Below are 18,201 nucleotides of genomic sequence, written 5' to 3'. Positions count from 1 at the left end.
CGCCTTCCTTTTAGGTTTTAAACAGCGCGATAAGCTCGTTGACTTTCACCCGTTTCAGCGAAGACTGGCTGATCGAACGCTGCACTTTTATCCGTTTTAATTTTGCCCCGTGATAAATTTCACGGGTGAATTTGGTATCGTGATTGGAAATAATCACCGGAATTTTCCGCTCGCTTGCGGTTTGTTTTGCAAGCTCAGCCAGTGTTTGCTGATGTTGCAGTGAGAATTCATTGCCGGCATAACCGGTAAAGTTGCTGTTTTGCATAATCGGTGCGTAAGGCGGATCGCAATAAATTACCGAATGCTCGTCGGCAAATTTAAACGCTTCCTGAAAATCGGCGCAAATAAACACCGCACTTTGTGCTTTCTGAGCGAAATAACGCAGTTCGGCTTCGGGGAAATAATGTTTTTTGTAACTGCCGAACGGCACATTAAATTCGTTTTTTGAGTTATAACGGCATAGCCCGTTAAACCCGAACCGGTTCAGATACAGAAATAACACCGATCGTTCAAAGCTGTTTTGTGAACGGTTGAATTGATCGCGCTGCTGATAATAATAAGCCGCGCTGTTGGCGTCGGGGTGCTGAAACAGTATGCGGCAGGCGTCGATATAGTGTTCGACATCCTGTTTGACGATATTGAACAGATTGATTAAATCGGGGTTAATATCCGCCAGCACATAGCGCTCGAAGCGGCTGTTCAGAAATACCGAACCGGCGCCGACGAAAGGCTCGATCAGACACTGTTTTTTCTTCGGCAACAGTTTGTTGATTTCTTCGGTCAGACGGAATTTCCCGCCCGCCCATTTCAGAAAAGGGCGGTGCTTTAAGCGGGATTTTATCACGGAACGGGGCGGCTGCATTCTGTCAGTCGGTTTGCGTGCAGCGACGGATAGCCGCCAGCACCGAGGCCTGATCGGTGTCCGTGGCGACATAAGCCTGACCTAATGATTTCAGTAATACCAGACGCAATTTACCCGCCAGGACTTTTTTATCACGCAACATATGCGGCAGGTAGTCTTCCGGCTGCATGCTGTCCGGTGATACGGTCGGTAGATTGGCGCGGGCCAGCAGTTTTTCCAGTCGGGCGGCTTCAGCGCATGACAGATCGCCTTGCATTTCAGATAGTGCCGCCGCCATCATACAACCGACCGCTACGGCTTCACCGTGCAGCCAATTGCCGTAACCGAGATGGGTTTCGATCGCATGACCGAAAGTGTGACCCAGATTGAGCAAGGCGCGATCGCCTTGTTCCGTTTCATCGCGCGCAACCACGTCGGCTTTAAGCTGGCAGCAGCGAGCGATACATTGTTGCAGTGCCGCTTGATCCAAAGCGAGCAGTGCATCCATTTGCCGTTCCAGCCAGACAAAGAAGTCATAATCCAAAATGGCGCCGTATTTGATGACCTCGGCCAGCCCGGCGTTTATTTCGCGTTTCGGCAGCGAATTCAGTGTCAGCGTATCGATAATGACGGCACAAGGCTGGTAAAAGGCGCCGATCATATTTTTACCCAGCTCATGATTGACCGCCGTTTTGCCGCCGACGGAAGAATCCACCTGCGCCAGTAATGTGGTGGGAATCTGAATAAAACGTACGCCGCGCTGATAACTTGCCGCCGCATAACCCGCCACATCGCCGATCACCCCACCGCCCAGCGCAATAATGGTGGTGTCTCTGCCGTGGTTGGCTTGCAGCAAGGCGGTGAAAATCAGATTCAGGGAATCCAGCGTTTTGTATTTTTCGCCGTCCGGCAGCTGCACCTGCGCTACGCGACAGCCGATGCTTTGCAATGTAGCGGTTACCGGTGTCAGATAATATTGTGCAACGGTCGGATTGGTGACGATCATGACGTTATCCCCGCGTTTGAGCGGATATACGCTCGGATCCGACAACAATCCGGCGCCGATATGAATAGGATAACGGCGTTCTTTTAATTCCACGTTCACGCACAACATACTGATTTCCTTCTGATAACGATTAGCCGTTGAAATTCTCAATTAAATCGACGATCTGACCGGCCATCACTTTGGCACTCTGTTCGTCGGTCGGCAGGGTAATATCCGCCACTTCGCGATACAGCGGATTGCGGATCTGTGCCAGTTCTTCCAGCACCTGCCGCGGGTCATCCACATTTTGCAGCAACGGACGTTTTTTATCCCGCTGCGTGCGCTGGAACTGTTTGTCTACCGTAGTTTCCAGATAAATTACGATACCGCGGGCGGATAAATGATTGCGGTTATCTTTCGATAGCACCGCGCCGCCGCCGGTAGAAAGGACGATCCCCTGTTTTTGAGTGAGTTCGTTGATAATCCGTTCTTCACGTTTTCTGAACCCGTCTTCGCCTTCCACATCAAAAATCCAGCTGATATCGGCTCCGGCACGCTGTTCGATTTCCGTATCCGTATCAATAAAATCCATACCGAGCAGCTGCGCCAACTGACGGCCGATAGTGCTTTTACCCGCGCCCATCGGCCCGACCAAGAAAATATTACGTTTTTCTGCCATTTCTTGTTTATTCTTCTTTAAATTAATTAAAACAAATTGATCTTTTCACCAAATAAAAAACGCAACCACAAAACATAATAATGTGGCTGTCAAAAGATCACCCAAAAAAATAAATGAGATTATCGCAATAAATGGTGACCTTTTTCAACCTTCCGAACGGATTTATTTCCTGTGCGGGGCAAATTTCAAAGTGCGGTCTGTTTTGGGTAAGTTTTTTTCCGCGATAAAATTATCCGGCGGCTGACCCGGTTGCAGAATATGCGGCGTCACGAAAATCACCAGTTCCCGTTTCTGATGGCGTTCACTTTCTTTGCTGAACAAGCGTTTTACCAGCGGAATATCGCCCAGCAGCGGCACTTTGTCCGTCCCTTTGGTTACGGTGTCGTGAAACACCCCGCCCAGCACAATGGTTTCACCGTTGCGGGCGAAAACCTGCGTATTGATTTCCTGTTTATCAATGGAGACGACTTCGCTGTGGCCGTAAGTGATGCGGTTTCCCGGTGAGTTCTGGCTGACCACCAAATCCAGCAGGATGGTATTATCCCTTGAGATGTGCGGGGTCACTTCCAGCCCCAGCACGGCCTCGCGGAATTCTACCGATTGGATGTCGTTTTTCGTATTGCTGACAAGATAGGGGATTTCCGTTCCCTGTTTGATACTGGCGCTCTTTTTGTTCGTCGTCAGCAGGCGCGGGCTGGCGATAATCTCTACATTATTTTCCCGTTCCAGCGCGGTGAGTTCCAGATCCAGTAAGCGGCCGTTGATTTTAGCGATTTGCAGAGCGACGGAGCCGGCCGGTGTGGTGGCGGTGCCGAAATTGACGTTGAGCTGATTGGTAATATCGTCAAACCCGTTGGCATTCAGGCTGCCGCTGACTTTGTGGCTGCTCTGTGAGGCATTAAAAATACCCCAGCGCACGCCCAGTTCTTTCAGACTTTCGTCGCTGATGGTGACAATGCGTGCCTCGATTGCGATTTGCTCAATGGGCTTGTCCATTTCGGCAATCAAGCGTTTTATTTGCTCAACGGTTTGTTTTTCATCCTGCAATAATAGCAGATTGGCCCGTTCATCGAAGGCGATGCTGCCGTTCGCCGATAACAGCGAGCCGCTGCCGCCGGTGAGGGATTTCATCACGTCGGCGGCTTTGGCATAATGCAGCTTGACAGAAGAGGTCGTCAGTTGCGGCGCCTCAAAGGCGGCAAGCAGCCGGGAATCAGCGGGCATCGTCATGTCGGCTGCGGGATGTGTGTGATTTTCGGCCGCAACGCTGCCGAGATAATAAATGTCGTTTTCCTGCCAGAATGCAAGCTGCTTGATTTTAGCCACCGCGCGCAACAGCTGCGCCATATCGGTATGGTTTAATTGCAGCGATAGCGTACCTTCGAGTTCATCGTCGATAATCAGGCTGATATTCTGTTGTAATGCCAACTGCTGCAAGGTGGGTACCAGCGGTGCCTGTTTCAGCCGAATGGAAAAGCGGGTGTTTTCCGCCGCGGCGAAGGCGCAAAAACAGAGAAAAAACAGACCGCACTTGATACATAAAGAAAGAAATTTCATCCGGCCTCCTACAATTTCAGCGTGACCGTTGTCGGATGGCGGCAGTCGGCCTCCTGCTGCCAGCGCAGAAAACGGATCTGGTGCGGCTCGATATGATCGATTTCGAGTTTTTCGCGGCCGATAAAATCTCCCCGGCGGGCGCTGAACAGGGCATGATTTTGCGCCGTCAGCAACACTTCGCCGTGCTGCGAATAAATTATCACCCCGATAATGTTTAATTCTGCAAAGGCGGTGTCGTCGGCCAATACCGGTTGCCCGGCGTGGCAATGATTCTCCGGCGCAGGCGTTTGCACCGTGTGTCGGGCGCTGTCATCCGCATGGGGCGTGCGGCGGGTTTTATCAAAAGGATCGGCCCATGCGAATTGAATAGTCATGATAAGCGTGAACATCAACAGTGTTTTGGGTAGCATAATTGTCAGTCCTGAGCAAAATGTAAGCGTAGTAACAGGTCAATCCGAATTGAAGCGGCGGGATTGGCTTGATCCGCCCGGTGAATATGCAAAGAAACCGGATTCAGTTGATTGTCGGCGGTTAAAAGTGCGGTCATAAATCGATTAAAATCGCTAAAATGCCCCGCTAATTGCAGATGCAGCAGGGGATTGGGGGCAAATTCCCAGTCGCTGCCCAGCAGTTGTAATTCTTCCGTTAAATAATGCTGAATCTGCCGGTTTATTGCCGGCAGTACGGCGGTTAAGCGATTGTCCGGCGCTTGCCGGGCGGATTTTTGTTGCAGTGCGGCCAGTAAATTCTGCTGGTGCGTCAGGCTTTGATTTTTGTCATGCAGTGCGCTTTCCAGTTGGCGTATGAGGCGGGATTGTTGCATATAACTGCTCAGCGGAAATGCGATGAGAAGTAAACCCAGCAGGCCTAATAGCAGATTTTGCCGCAGCGGCGTCAGCGCAGCCAATTTACCGCAAAGATTGTGCGGATTGTCGAGGATTTTGCATCTCATGGTTCATCCTTGGGCGTCAGACTGAATTCAAACCACAAGGCCGTTGGTTGCGGGGTAAAGGCAATCAGCCGGCTTTCCTTAAGCCACGGTTGTTCGCTCAGGAAATGCTGAATCTGGGCAAATTCCTGTTGCTGCTCAACCCATCCTTTAACTTTCAGTTGGGCGGCGGAAAACGCGGCTTCGGTTAATTCGCCCTGCTGTAACGGCAATTGTGCGAGCAACTCCAGAAAATGCAAGGCGCTGGAGGCCGGCAGCGACGGCTGTGGTTCTTTACCAGCATAATGGCGGCGCAGCTTATTGGTTTGTTCAATGTGCTGCGTCAGCTGCTGTGACAGCTGATGTAATTGGCGGTGATATGCGCTGACGGTAAGGCTGTCTTGCCGGATCAGATAAAACAAATAAACGCAGACGGCCGCACTGCACAATAAGCAGCACAACCCTTTATACAACAACGCCCGCAGTTTTTGCCGGTGGCAAAGCACACGCCAAGGCAGCAGGTTAATCGCAACGGCTTTTGGCATGATAAGCCGGCTCCGGTTAATGTGATGCCGCCGGCAGATCGCGTTGCCATAAGGCGTTGCCTAAGGCAATCAGCGGCAAGTCGGTCGTTACCGTCTGCCAATGGGCAGGAAAAGCGGGTGCCTGCATGTCCTGCGTATAAACATACACCGAACGCGGCTGCCGGCCGTAAGCGCGGCTGAACTGGTCATAAAGTGCGGTCAGATCCCGGTCGATTTGTTGGGTAACGTTCGCCTGCTGCGCGGTTTCCTGTATGGCGATGTTCATTTGCGCATCCTGATACATAAACAGCGCATCATCGGCGATCTCGCCGTCAAGCAGATAATGAAACGCACGAACTATCGCATTGATATGACTGTCTAATATGCTAATCGGCAGCGGCACATACTGCTGTATGTGCTTTTCTGCAATATCCTGCCGGACGGCAAAAATATCCAGTCGAATTCCCTGCGTTAGCGGCGTGGCGGCGTAATCGAACCAAATATTGTCCAATGGCGTCGGCAGCGCATTTTGCAGTAAAAAACGGCATTGCTGTTCGGATTCCGCCGCACTGAGGCTGTGCGGCAAAAGCAGGGACTGAGTCCAAACATATAGGCCCGGAATTGAGATCACAAAACTGATGGCATTACGCCGCTTATGACCGTAAGGCGCGATAAGCTCATGAATTTTATCCGCCGATAAAGGCGGTGTTAAGACGGCGGATTGTGGTTGGTGATGTGGATCAAACCACAGGCAATGGTAATGGTCTGCGGTTTTCTGTAACCCGATTTGTAGCGGAGAATGGGCGTTTTTACGGAGATTGAACATTGGCACTTTACCTTATCTTTACACTTTAAATGTTACTTTTAGCTTTTGATTTATACCGGTTGTCTTTATACTTACGGACTAAATTGCCGTTATTTACCGAGTAGATAGGGGTTAAGTGTTTCTGATTATTTCCTATATTGCATTAAACAAGAGAGAATTTTACGATGCGGATCGCAAAATTAATATTGAGTACCCTGTTGACGATTATCGTGCTGGGGTGTGTTGTGGCCGGAATTTTATATATTCAGCTTAAAAGCGACCTGCCGAATGTGGAAACCCTGAAAAATGTGGAATTGCAGCAGCCGATGCAGATTTATACCGCAGACGGTAAACTCATCGGCGAAGTGGGGGAGCAGCGCCGCATTCCGGTGAAACTCAATAATGTGCCGAAAAAGCTGATTGAAGCGGTACTGGCGACGGAAGACAGCCGTTTTTATGAACATCACGGGCTGGATCCGGTCGGCATCGTTCGTGCGCTGTCGGTGGCGATCAGCAAAGGCGGCGCGTCGCAAGGCGCAAGTACCATCACGCAGCAGCTGGCGCGCAATTTCTTTCTGACACCGGAAAAAAATCTGATCCGTAAAGCCAAAGAGGCGATTTTGGCGATCAACATTGAAAATACGCTGAACAAAGATGAAATTCTTGAGCTTTATCTGAATAAAATTTATCTGGGTTATCGCGCCTATGGCGTGGCGGCGGCGGCGAAGACTTATTTCGGTAAAGATCTCGATGCGCTTACGCTGTCGGAAATGGCGGTGATTGCCGGTTTACCGAAAGCGCCTTCCACCATGAATCCGCTGTATTCGCTGAAACGTGCGGAAGAGCGCCGTAATGTGGTGCTGGGGCGGATGCTGGACATGAAGTTTATCAGTAAAGACGATTATCAACAGGCGCTGAACGAGCCGATTGTCGCCAGTTATCACGGGGCGCAGCTGGATTTTCGGGCGGATTATGTGACGGAAATGGTGCGTCAGGAAATGGTGAAGCGGTTCGGGGAGGAAAATGCTTATACCAGCGGTTATAAGGTTTATACCACCGTGTTGTCGAAAGATCAGTCGGAAGCGCAAAAAGCGGTCAGAAACAATGCTATCGCCTATGATATGCGGCACGGTTACCGCGGCGGCGCGCCGTTATGGAAAAGCAATGAAACGGCTTGGGAACACGACCGGATTATCGGTTTTTTAAGAAAATTACCTAATTCCGAGCCGTTTATTCCGGCCGCCGTACTGAGCACCGATAAAAACGGAGCGGAAGTATTACTGGCCAACGGCTCGACGGTCACGCTGTCTAATGCGGCGATGCGCTGGGCAGGCAGAAAAACGCCGAAAAGCGGGGAACAGATCTGGATCCGGCAAAACGGCGAGGGCGCTTGGACTTTAGGGCAGATTCCGGAAGTCAATTCCGCGCTGGTGTCGTTAAACAGTGATAACGGTGCGATTGAAGCTATCGTGGGCGGATTCAGTTTTGAGCAGAGCAAGTTTAACCGTGCCACGCAGTCTTTGGTGCAGGTCGGTTCATCGATTAAACCGTTTATTTATGCCGCTGCGCTGGAAAAGGGATTAACGCTGTCCAGCGTATTGCAGGATGCGCCGATCAGTATTAAAAAACCGGGTCAGCAGGTGTGGACGCCGAAAAATTCACCGAATCGTTATGACGGCCCGATGCGTTTGCGCGTAGGGCTCGGACAGTCTAAAAATATGATTGCGGTGCGCGCCATGCAGATGGCGGGCATCGAATTTACCGCGGATTTTTTACAGCGCTTCGGGTTCAAGCGCGAGCAGTATTTTGCCAGTGAGGCGCTGGCGCTGGGGGCAGCGTCGTTTACGCCGCTGGAAATGGCGCGTGCCTATGCGGTGTTTGATAACGGCGGATTTTTAATCGAACCTTATCTGATTGAGAAAATTCTGGATAACGCAGGTAAAGAAATCTTTTTAGCCAATCCGAAGATTGCCTGTATCGAATGTAATAACATTCCGGTAGTGTACGGCGAAACGGAAAAGCTGGACGGATTTAAACATATTGACTTAACCGCGGCCGATCATCTGGAGCGCACCGACAGCGCCACGAACGGCGAAGAAGTGGATCAGGACGGACAGGATACCGATGTGCCGGAACTGAACGCCGGCAGCGGAAAACTGGAGGACGGCGCGGTGGACTTTATGGCCGAGGCGCGGACTGCAGAATCTCAGGTGCAATATGCCCCGCGGGTGATCAGCGGCGAGCTGGCGTTTTTGATCCGCAGTGCGCTGAACAGTGCGATTTACGGTGAAAAAGGGCTGGGCTGGAAAGGTACCAGCTGGCGCATGGCGAAGGAATTTTCCCGTCAGGATATCGGCGGTAAAACCGGTACCACCAATAATTCCAAAGTGGCGTGGTATGCGGGCTTCGGCGCGAATATCACCACCGCGGTTTATGTCGGGTTCGACGATAATAAACGCAGCCTCGGCCGCGGCGAGGCCGGGGCGCAAACGGCGATGCCGGCCTGGATTGCCTATATGAAAACCAGCCTGAGCGATATTCCGGAACGCCAATTGCCGCTGCCGGAAAACATCGTAGAGAAAAATATTGATACCCGCTCCGGTTTGTTGTCCAACGGCGGCGGACGCAGCGAATATTTTATTAAGGGCACAGAACCGAAACGCGCCTATGTGGAAGAGCGCGGTTATTATGTGCCGCCGGAGTTGCAGCAGCGCCTAAACGGCGGGTTCGGCCAGTCGGAACCGCAGGAATTATTCTAAACTGTTTGAAAAACCACCGCACTTTTTAATAAGTGCGGTCTCTTTTTTATTGATTTTTAAAGGCGGATATTATGCTGAGTTATCGTCACAGTTTTCATGCCGGCAATCATGCCGATGTACTGAAGCATTTGGTTTTGATGCTGATTATTGAAAGCCTGCAGCAAAAAGAAAAAGGATTTTATTATTTGGATACGCATGCCGGCGTGGGGCGTTATCGTCTGTTCGGTGAAGAGGCGGAAAAAACCGGTGAATTTGCCGAAGGCATCGGGCGGCTGTGGGAACGGCAGGATTTGCCGCAGGCCGTAGCGCGCTATGTGCAACAGGTCAAAAAAATCAATTACGGCGGAAAAGCGCTGCGTTATTATGCCGGTTCGCCACTGATTGCTGCGAGTCTGCTGCGTCCGCAGGATCGCGCTCTGTTGACGGAGCTGCATCCGTCGGATTATCCTTTACTGCGTAATAATTTTAAGCAATTTGACAATGTGACGACCAAACGGGATAACGGTTTCCAGCAGTTGAAAGCCACCTTGCCGCCCAAAGAGCGGCGCGGGCTGGTGCTGATTGACCCGCCTTATGAACTGAAAGCGGATTACGATCTGGTGGTGCAGGCGGTGATCGAAGGATACAAGCGCTTTGCCACCGGCGTTTATGCGCTTTGGTATCCGGTGGTGCTGCGCCAGCAGACCAAGCGGATGATTAAAAATCTGCAAGCAAGCGGTATCCGCAAAATTCTGCAGCTTGAACTGGCGGTACGCCCGGACTCCGATCAGCACGGCATGACCGCAAGCGGCATGATTGTGGTGAATCCGCCATGGACGCTGGAAGCGCAGATGAAAACCGTGCTGCCGTATCTGGCCCGTGTTTTGGTGCCGGAAGGTACGGGCAGCTGGTCACTGCAATGGATTACGCCGGAATAAGAAAATACCAATCGGACTGATTCGCTCAGCCGGTTTGTATCGGGTAAGAATTTTAGGCAAAATAGCACGAATTTTTGATTAAATCGGGAGATTATGATGAGCAGACATTATGATTATTTAGCTATCGGTGGCGGCAGCGGCGGAATTGCGTCGATTAACCGCGCGGCAAGTTACGGCAAAAAATGCGCCATTATCGAGGCCAACTATCTGGGCGGCACCTGTGTGAACGTGGGTTGCGTACCGAAAAAAGTGATGTGGTACGGCGCGCAGGTGGCGGAGGCGATCAAACTTTACGCGCCGGATTACGGTTTTGATGTCAGCCTGAATCGCTTTGATTTCGCCAAATTGGTGGAAAACCGTCAGGCCTATATCGGGCGTATTCACACTTCGTATGAAAACGGGCTGGCTAAAAATCATGTGGATGTGATTCGGGGATGGGCGAAATTTGTGGATGCCAACACGGTTGAAGTGAACGGCGAACGGATTAGCGCCGATCATATTCTGATTGCCACCGGCGGGCGGCCGAGCCGTCCGGCGATTAACGGCGCGCAGTACGGTATCGATTCCGACGGCGTGTTCGCCCTGCAAGCGCTGCCGCAACGGGTGGCGGTGGTCGGTGCCGGTTATATTGCGGTGGAACTGGCCGGCGTGTTGAACAGCTTAGGCGCGCAAACCCATTTGTTTGTACGTCGTCATGCGCCGTTGCGTAACTTTGATCCGTTAATCGTCGATACCTTGCTGGAAGTCATGGCGCAGGACGGCATTCATCTGCACACCCATGCCATTCCGCAGGAAGTGGTGAAAAATCCGGACGGTTCTTTGACGCTGAAGCTGGAAGACGGCCGCGAACAGACCGTGGATACCTTAATCTGGGCGATTGGCCGCGAACCGAACACCGATAAACTGAATCTGGCGGCGGCCGGTGTGGAAACCAATGAACGCGGCTTTATTAAAGTGGACAAATATCAGAACACCAATGTGAAAAATATTTACGCGGTGGGTGATATTATTGAAGGCGGCATTGAGCTGACGCCGGTGGCCGTGGCGGCGGGACGGCGTTTATCGGAACGGTTGTTTAACCATAAGCCGACCGAACATTTAGATTATCGTCTGGTGCCGACGGTCGTATTCAGCCATCCGCCGATCGGTACCGTCGGTTTAACCGAACCGCAAGCCGTCGAGCAATACGGCGCGGAAAATGTGAAGGTGTATCAATCTTCGTTCACGCCGATGTACAGCGCCGTGACCGCGCATCGCCAGCCGTGCCGGATGAAACTGGTGTGCGCCGGTAAAGACGAACGCATTGTCGGTTTGCACGGCATCGGTTTCGGGGTGGACGAAATGCTGCAGGGCTTTGCGGTGGCGATCAAAATGGGCGCGACGAAAGCGGATTTCGACAATACGGTCGCCATTCATCCTACCGGTGCGGAAGAATTCGTCACCATGCGTTAAGGTAATTTAGCGGATAAAGTGCGGTCGGATTTTAACGGGTTTTGCCGCTATTCGCCCCACTTTGCCGGGTTTATGGAAAATCCAATCAGCGTTTATGATTGGATTTTTTATCCGTTTGGCATATTATCTCGCTATATCAGCGTAAAAATAAAAGACATATCTTAGAAAAAAGTACGGCTGTCGCCGCGCAAGGCGGCAAAATGAGGCTAAAAACGACCGCACTTTTGGCAAGCCTTGATCTTTATCAAACCGCCCCAATATCAGAGCATAATCCCGATTTTGACATAAGAGAGTATATATGAACGCAAAACGAACTAAACAAAAGATCATTCCGGTTCTGCCATTGCGTGACGTGGTAGTGTTTCCTTATATGGTGATGCCGCTGTTCGTCGGCAGAGCAAAATCTATCCGCAGTCTTGATGAAGCGATGGAAAGCGGAAAGCAATTGCTGCTGGTGTCGCAAAAACAGGCGGATCTGGAAGAGCCGACGGTGGAGGATGTGTATGATGTCGGCACGATCGCCAATATCATTCAGTTGCTGAAACTGCCGGACGGCACGGTAAAAGTGCTGGTGGAAGGACAGCAACGGGCGAAAATCTGGCATTTGGAAGATAACGGCGAATTTTTCTCCGCCACCGTAGATCCGATCGAAACCCAGTTCGGCGATGAAAAAGAACTTGAAGTGGTGAAAAACGCGGTATTAAGTGAATTTGAGAAATACGCCAATCTGAATAAAAAACTACAGCCGGATGTGCTGGCGGCGTTGCAGCGTATCGGTGATGCCGAGCGCTTAAGCGATACCATGGCGGCGCATATGCCGGTTTCCGTGCGGCAGAAACAGGCGGTGCTGGAACTGGCTAACGTGGAGGCGCGGTTGGAATATCTGCTCGGTTTAATGGAAAGCGAGGCGGATTTACTGCAGGTGGAAAAACGCATTCGCGGCCGGGTGAAAAAACAAATGGAAAAAAGCCAGCGCGATTATTATCTGAATGAACAAATGAAAGCGATTCAGAAAGAACTCGGCGAGGGTGAAAATGCCATTGACGAAGTGGAACAGCTGCGGCAGAAAATTGAAGACGCGAAAATGCCGCAGGAAGCGCGGGAAAAAACACTGGCTGAGCTGCAAAAGCTGAAAATGATGTCGCCGATGTCCGCCGAGGCCACCGTGGTGCGCAGCTATATCGACTGGATGCTGCAGGTGCCTTGGTATAAGCGCAGCAAAGTGAAAAAAGATATTGCCAAGGCGCAGGCAATCCTGGATGCCGACCATTACGGGCTGGAACGGGTGAAAGAGCGCATTCTGGAATATTTGGCGGTACAGAGCCGGTTAAACCAGATCAAAGGCCCGATTTTGTGTCTGGTAGGGCCGCCGGGAGTGGGTAAAACCTCGCTGGGGCAATCCATCGCCAATGCCACCGGGCGTAAGTATGTGCGCATGGCGTTGGGTGGCGTGCGGGATGAGGCGGAAATCCGCGGTCATCGTAAAACCTATATCGGCTCCCTGCCGGGCAAACTGATTCAGAAAATGGCCAAAGCCGGGGTGAAAAATCCGCTGTTCCTACTCGACGAGATCGATAAAATGACCTCCGATATGCGCGGTGATCCGGCCTCCGCTTTACTGGAAGTGCTTGATCCGGAACAAAATTCGCATTTTAACGATCATTATCTGGAAGTGGATTACGACCTGTCCGATGTGATGTTCGTGGCGACCTCCAATTCAATGCATATTCCGGGCCCGCTGTTGGATCGTATGGAAGTGATTCGCCTGTCCGGCTATACGGAAGATGAAAAACTGAATATCGCCACCCGGCATTTACTGGCGAAACAAATCGCCCGCAACGGCCTGAAAGCCGGCGAGCTGACCATTGAGGACAGCGCGATTATTGATATTATCCGTTACTACACCCGTGAAGCGGGGGTGCGTAATCTGGAACGTGAAATTTCAAAAATCTGTCGTAAAGCGGTGAAAAAACTGCTGTTGGATCCGGCGCTGAAATCCATTACCGTCAATGCGGATAATCTGCATGATTATCTTGGCGTGAAACGCTTTGAGTTCGGCCGCGCCGATACTCAGAACCGGGTCGGCGAAGTGACCGGTTTGGCATGGACAGAAGTGGGCGGTGATTTACTGACCATTGAAACCGCCTCCGTACCCGGTAAAGGCAAGCTGACTTTCACCGGCTCGCTCGGCGATGTGATGAAGGAATCCATTCAGGCGGCGATGACGGTAGTACGCGCCCGCGCGGAAAAACTGGGCATCGTTGCGGATTTTTATGAAAAACGCGATATTCATATCCATGTGCCGGACGGCGCGACGCCGAAAGACGGACCGAGCGCCGGGATTGCCATGTGTACGGCGCTGGTTTCCTGTCTGACCGGTAATCCGGTGAAATCGGAAGTGGCGATGACCGGGGAAATCAGTCTGCGCGGTAAAGTGCTGCCGATCGGCGGATTAAAGGAAAAGCTGCTGGCGGCACACCGCGGCGGGATTAAAACCGTGATTATTCCGAAAGAAAACGTCAAAGATCTGGAAGAGATTCCGGACAATGCGAAAAATAATCTGACTATTCATGCGGTGGAAAATATCGACGAAGTGTTAAGTATCGCACTGGAAAATCCGCCGGAAGGCGTTGAATTCGTTAAACTGACGCCGGTGAATAAAGTTAAAGCCACCCGCGGGCGCAAGACGGGGCCACGCTTAAGTGCGGTCAATTAATTTAACGTTTTGCTTTTGCTCAACCTAGCGTTTAATAAGCCGGATGATTGGATCCGGCTTATTTTATCGTGCTAATAACCTGAGTTTCGATTATAATCTGTCAGATTTCTTTTAACGATAACATTTATAGGATCACGTCAATGTTAATGGAAAAACTCAACGGTGCATCAAACAGCATCCTGTGGAAAATTGTTTTTAGTCTTATCGGGGTTTCGTTCGTGCTGAGCGGTGTTGCCGGTTATGTGTTTACTCAGGCGGATACTTCGGCGGCCAAAGTCAACGGACAGGAGATTTCCCAGCAGACTTTTTTACAGCAATATAATGAAGAATATCAGAAAATGAGTCAGCAGCTGGGCGCGCAGTTCGCCGCGGTGGCGGACTCGCCGGAATTTACCAATGGCTTAAGACAGACGATTTTAAACCGCCTGATTGATCAGGAGCTGCTGCGTCAATATGCCTCAGAATTGAAGCTGGATGCGGCGGACAGCCAGATTACGCAGGCTATCGTCACCACCCCGGCATTTCAGAATGAAGGTAAATTCGACAACCGTCTGTATCAGCAAATGCTGGCGGCAAACGGGCTGAACGGTGATATGTATGCCCAGTATGTGCGTGAAGGATTACGTTTCGACCAGCTGCAAAGCGGGTTAGCCGGTTCGGATTTCCTTGTTCCGTCACAGGCGGATAATCTGGTCAAACTCTTTTTTCAGCAGCGCGACGTTCGCTTCGCCGCTTTCCCTTTAGCGCAGGAAGTGGCGAAACAGCAGGTCACCGAGCAGGAAATCAAATCTTATTATGACGCGAACCGCACGGCATTTGCGGTGCCGGAATTGGTTAAAGTGCAGTATATCGATTTAACCCGTGCGGTTGCGGAAAAAAACGTCAATCTCAGTGATGTGGAAGTGGCGCAATATTATCAGGACAATAAAGCGCAATACATGACTCAGCATTTGGCGCACATTCAACTGCCGACACAGCAGGAAGCGAATACGGTGTACGACAGCCTGCAAAAAGGTGAAGATTTCGCCGCGCTGGCGAAACTGTATTCCGCCGATAAAATTTCCGGTGAACACGGCGGCGATCTGGATTGGGTGGTTGCCGGCATGATGCCGCCGGAATTTGAAGCCGCGGCGGCGAAACTGGACGTCGGTCAGTACAGCCGGCCGGTGAAAGTGGATAATGCTTACCATATTATCAAACTGGAAGATCAAAAAGTACGTCCGCTGGCGGAGGTGAAAGATGAAATTGCGGCGAAAATCCGCAATGATTTAGCGGTTAACGAATTTTATGCGCTGGAAAAACGGGTCAATGAGAAAGCGTTTGAAAATCCGGAAAACCTGAACGCAGCGGCACAGGCGGCGAATGTGAAAGTACAGGAAACCGGTTATTTCTCGCGCAAGGATATTCCGGCGGCACTGAATTATTCCAATCTGGTCTCGACCGTGTTTGATTCCGATATCGCTCAGGGCGGTTCGAATTCCGAGGCGATTAATGTGGGCGATCAGCATTCGATCGTGGTGCGGGTTGTGGAACACAAACCGGAAGGGGTGAAAACGCTGGAAGAAGCGCAGGCTGACATTGCCGCCTACCTGAAACAGGAAAAAGCGGAGAAAATCGTACTGGCCGAGGCGGAAAAAACCGTACAGGCGTTATCTGCCGACAGTTCGGCGGCATTGCCGGAACAGGTCAGCTTCGGCGAAGCGGAAAAATGGGTTTATGCGGAAAATAAAGATCCCGCTTTAAACAACGTGATTTTCTCCATGCGCAAACCGGCGGATAAACCGGTATATGCGGCGGCGAAAACGGCGGATAACAATGTGGTGGTGATTGAATTAAGCAACGTGCAGGACGGCAAACTGGCTCCTGAGCAGTTGCAGCAATTCCACCATCAGCTGGAACAGGTGCGCCAGACCGAATTACAGGCTGCATTGTTGACTGCGCTGCGCACAAAAGCCAAAATTGAAATTAACGAAGAGTTTATCCAACAGGAATAATCTGCCGTCGGTTTCATGATTGTCAATCCACTCCCGTTTTTATGCGGGAGTGTTTTTTTGCGCGAAAAGCGCTGGTAGGCGAAGGCGATAATTTTGTGTTTTGAGCAAAATTCGCTAGTTTTTAACCGCACTTTATGGTATAAAGCACGCCGTTGTTTTGAATTTCTCAAAATAATCGTTAAAGACACTTTTTATTTTAAATCACACACATATTGTTCGGGTAAATCGGGGTGCCAAACGGTCGATTTGCTTGGTATGTGGAGGCTAAACCCCAAACAAAAGGAAAATATCATGGCACAAGTTTCAATGCGCGATATGCTGCAGGCAGGCGTTCACTTCGGTCACCAAACCCGTTACTGGAATCCAAAAATGAAACCGTTCATTTTCGGGCCGCGCAACGGCGTTCATATCATCAATCTGGAAAAAACCGTTCCGATGTTCAACGAGGCATTAGCGGAATTAACCCGTATTGCGAGCAACAACGGTAAAATCCTGTTCGTCGGTACCAAACGTGCGGCGACCGAAGCGGTTCAGGCAGCGGCATTAGACTGTCAGCAGTATTATGTCAACCACCGCTGGTTAGGCGGTATGCTGACTAACTGGAAAACAGTCCGTCAGTCCATCAAACGCTTGAAAGATTTGGAAATTCAGTCTCAGGACGGTACGTTTGAAAAACTTACTAAGAAAGAAGCGTTAATGCGCAGCCGTGAGATGGAAAAACTTGAATTAAGTCTGGGCGGTATCAAAGATATGGCCGGTCTGCCGGATGCGGTTTTCGTTATCGGTGCGGATCATGAACATATTGCGGTCAAAGAAGCGAACAATCTGGGTATTCCGGTATTTGCGATCGTTGATACTAACTCCGATCCGGACGGCGTGGATTTCGTTATCCCGGGTAACGACGATGCGGCGCGTGCGATCCAGTTATATCTTTCTGCGGCAGCGGCGGCAGTGAAAGAAGGTCGCGGTCAGGATGCGGTAACGGAAGACAATTTCGTTGCGGCGGAAACCACCGAAGCGGCGGAATAATTCAGGTGAGTAAGGCGCAAGCCCTTATTAATCACAACGATTAATTGGTTGGCAGGGGGCTTTCGGTTCCCTGCTTTTTGCATATAAAAGTGCGGTAAAAAATCGTACTGAATCATGTGAACAGAGGATTTTAACATGGCTGAAATTACAGCATCATTAGTAAAAGAACTTCGTGATCGTACCGGCGCAGGTATGATGGAATGTAAAAAAGCGTTAGTTGAAGCGAACGGCGATATTGAATTGGCAATCGACAACATGCGTAAATCGGGTCAGGCCAAAGCGGCGAAAAAAGCAGGTCGCGTCGCTGCCGAAGGCGTTATCATCGCCCGCGTTGAAAACGGCCGCGGTGTGTTGGTGGAAATGAACTGTGAAACCGATTTCGTCGCCAAAGATGCCGGTTTCCAGGCGCTGGCCAATGAAATTGCGGATTATGCGTTGGCGCATCCGGGCATTAAAATCGAAGAATTACAGGCGCAGTTTGAAGAAAAACGTGCGGCTTTAGTGGCAAAAATCGGTGAAAACATGACTATCCGTCGTGTGGCTGAAATTTCCGGCGATGTTATCGGTTCTTACCTGCACGGCGCTAAAATCGGTGTGTTGGTTGCCGCGGCCAATGCGGATGACGAACTGGTGAAACATGTGGCGATGCACGTTGCCGCCAGCCGTCCTGATTATGTTAATCCGAGCGATGTGCCTGCCGATGTGGTTGAGCATGAACGCAATATTCAGGTGGATATCGCCATGCAATCCGGTAAACCGCGTGAAATCGCAGAAAAAATGGTGGAAGGCCGCATGAAGAAATTCACCGGCGAAGTGTCCCTGACCGGTCAACCGTTCGTGATGGATCCGTCTAAATCGGTCGGCGATTTGTTAAAAGAAAAAGGTGCGCAGGTCAACGGCTTCTTACGCTTTGAAGTGGGCGAAGGTATCGAAAAAGTCGAAAGCGATTTCGCCGCTGAAGTTGCCGCGATGTCAAAAGCGTAATCTTTCGCGATTATAGATTGAAAAGCAAGTC

General features: G+C 50.8%; 15 protein-coding genes. 7 read left to right on the top strand and 8 right to left on the bottom strand.

All coding sequences use genetic code 11. The annotated features are described in order from the left end of the window. Window positions 1-10: 10 nt before the first annotated feature. The 8 genes from ACESOH_RS01110 to ACESOH_RS01075 all read right to left on the bottom strand — a co-directional run bounded on the left by ACESOH_RS01110 (window position 11) and on the right by ACESOH_RS01075 (window position 6,340). Window positions 11-862, bottom strand: a complete 852-nt coding sequence (locus tag ACESOH_RS01110) for a Dam family site-specific DNA-(adenine-N6)-methyltransferase (RefSeq protein WP_373099122.1) — start codon at window positions 860-862, stop codon at window positions 11-13. 4 nt (window positions 863-866) lie between these two features. Then, window positions 867-1,955, bottom strand: coding sequence for a 3-dehydroquinate synthase (gene aroB / locus ACESOH_RS01105; protein WP_373099120.1), 1,089 nt, complete (start codon window positions 1,953-1,955; stop codon window positions 867-869). Between the two features lie 22 nt (window positions 1,956-1,977). Beyond that, window positions 1,978-2,505 carry a shikimate kinase AroK gene (gene aroK / locus ACESOH_RS01100; protein WP_032092487.1) on the bottom strand — a complete coding sequence of 176 codons (528 nt, stop codon included), beginning with the start codon at window positions 2,503-2,505 and terminating at the stop codon, window positions 1,978-1,980. 162 nt (window positions 2,506-2,667) lie between these two features. Then, the gene (locus ACESOH_RS01095) at window positions 2,668-4,062 is read right to left on the bottom strand and encodes a type IV pilus secretin PilQ (protein WP_373099118.1); all 1,395 of its coding nucleotides are present in this window, start codon (window positions 4,060-4,062) and stop codon (window positions 2,668-2,670) included. Between the two features lie 8 nt (window positions 4,063-4,070). Further along, on the bottom strand, window positions 4,071-4,472 hold the full coding sequence (locus ACESOH_RS01090; RefSeq protein WP_373099116.1) for a hypothetical protein: 402 nt from the start codon (window positions 4,470-4,472) through the stop codon (window positions 4,071-4,073). 5 nt (window positions 4,473-4,477) lie between these two features. Next, on the bottom strand, window positions 4,478-5,014 hold the full coding sequence (locus ACESOH_RS01085; protein WP_373099114.1) for a competence protein: 537 nt from the start codon (window positions 5,012-5,014) through the stop codon (window positions 4,478-4,480). Then, window positions 5,011-5,535: a PilN family protein gene (locus ACESOH_RS01080; RefSeq protein WP_373099112.1), complete on the bottom strand. Its 525-nt coding sequence runs from the start codon at window positions 5,533-5,535 to the stop codon at window positions 5,011-5,013. The genes ACESOH_RS01085 and ACESOH_RS01080 overlap by 4 nt, the downstream gene beginning before the upstream one ends. 16 nt (window positions 5,536-5,551) lie before the next feature. Beyond that, window positions 5,552-6,340 (bottom strand): competence protein ComA, encoded by a 789-nt coding sequence (locus ACESOH_RS01075; RefSeq protein ID WP_373099110.1) that lies wholly within the window; start codon window positions 6,338-6,340, stop codon window positions 5,552-5,554. A gap of 164 nt (window positions 6,341-6,504) precedes the next feature. Here ACESOH_RS01075 and ACESOH_RS01070 point away from each other — a divergent pair, with 164 nt between their 5' ends. The 7 genes from ACESOH_RS01070 (at window position 6,505) to tsf (ending at window position 18,170) form a co-directional block, all read left to right on the top strand. Then, a complete protein-coding gene (locus ACESOH_RS01070; protein ID WP_373099108.1) occupies window positions 6,505-9,078 on the top strand; it encodes a penicillin-binding protein 1A in 2,574 nt (857 codons plus the stop codon). Between the two features lie 71 nt (window positions 9,079-9,149). Continuing rightward, window positions 9,150-9,995 carry a 23S rRNA (adenine(2030)-N(6))-methyltransferase RlmJ gene (locus ACESOH_RS01065; protein ID WP_373099106.1) on the top strand — a complete coding sequence of 282 codons (846 nt, stop codon included), beginning with the start codon at window positions 9,150-9,152 and terminating at the stop codon, window positions 9,993-9,995. 96 nt (window positions 9,996-10,091) lie between these two features. Further along, window positions 10,092-11,447, top strand: coding sequence for a glutathione-disulfide reductase (gene gorA / locus ACESOH_RS01060; protein ID WP_032092493.1), 1,356 nt, complete (start codon window positions 10,092-10,094; stop codon window positions 11,445-11,447). Window positions 11,448-11,745: 298 nt separating this feature from the next. Further along, entirely contained in the window at window positions 11,746-14,163 is a 2,418-nt protein-coding gene (lon, locus tag ACESOH_RS01055; protein ID WP_373099104.1) for an endopeptidase La, read from the top strand. Window positions 14,164-14,303: 140 nt separating this feature from the next. After that, window positions 14,304-16,157, top strand: a complete 1,854-nt coding sequence (gene ppiD, locus ACESOH_RS01050; protein WP_373099103.1) for a peptidylprolyl isomerase — start codon at window positions 14,304-14,306, stop codon at window positions 16,155-16,157. 291 nt (window positions 16,158-16,448) lie between these two features. Next, window positions 16,449-17,186, top strand: coding sequence for a 30S ribosomal protein S2 (gene rpsB / locus ACESOH_RS01045; protein WP_373099101.1), 738 nt, complete (start codon window positions 16,449-16,451; stop codon window positions 17,184-17,186). A 135-nt stretch (window positions 17,187-17,321) separates the two neighbouring features. Beyond that, a complete protein-coding gene (gene tsf / locus ACESOH_RS01040; RefSeq protein WP_032092497.1) occupies window positions 17,322-18,170 on the top strand; it encodes a translation elongation factor Ts in 849 nt (282 codons plus the stop codon). Window positions 18,171-18,201: the final 31 nt, after the last annotated feature.

This window comes from Necropsobacter rosorum, from assembly GCF_964241405.1.
Classification (GTDB): domain Bacteria; phylum Pseudomonadota; class Gammaproteobacteria; order Enterobacterales; family Pasteurellaceae; genus Necropsobacter; species Necropsobacter rosorum.
This window is presented reverse-complemented; position numbering and strand designations above follow the sequence as displayed.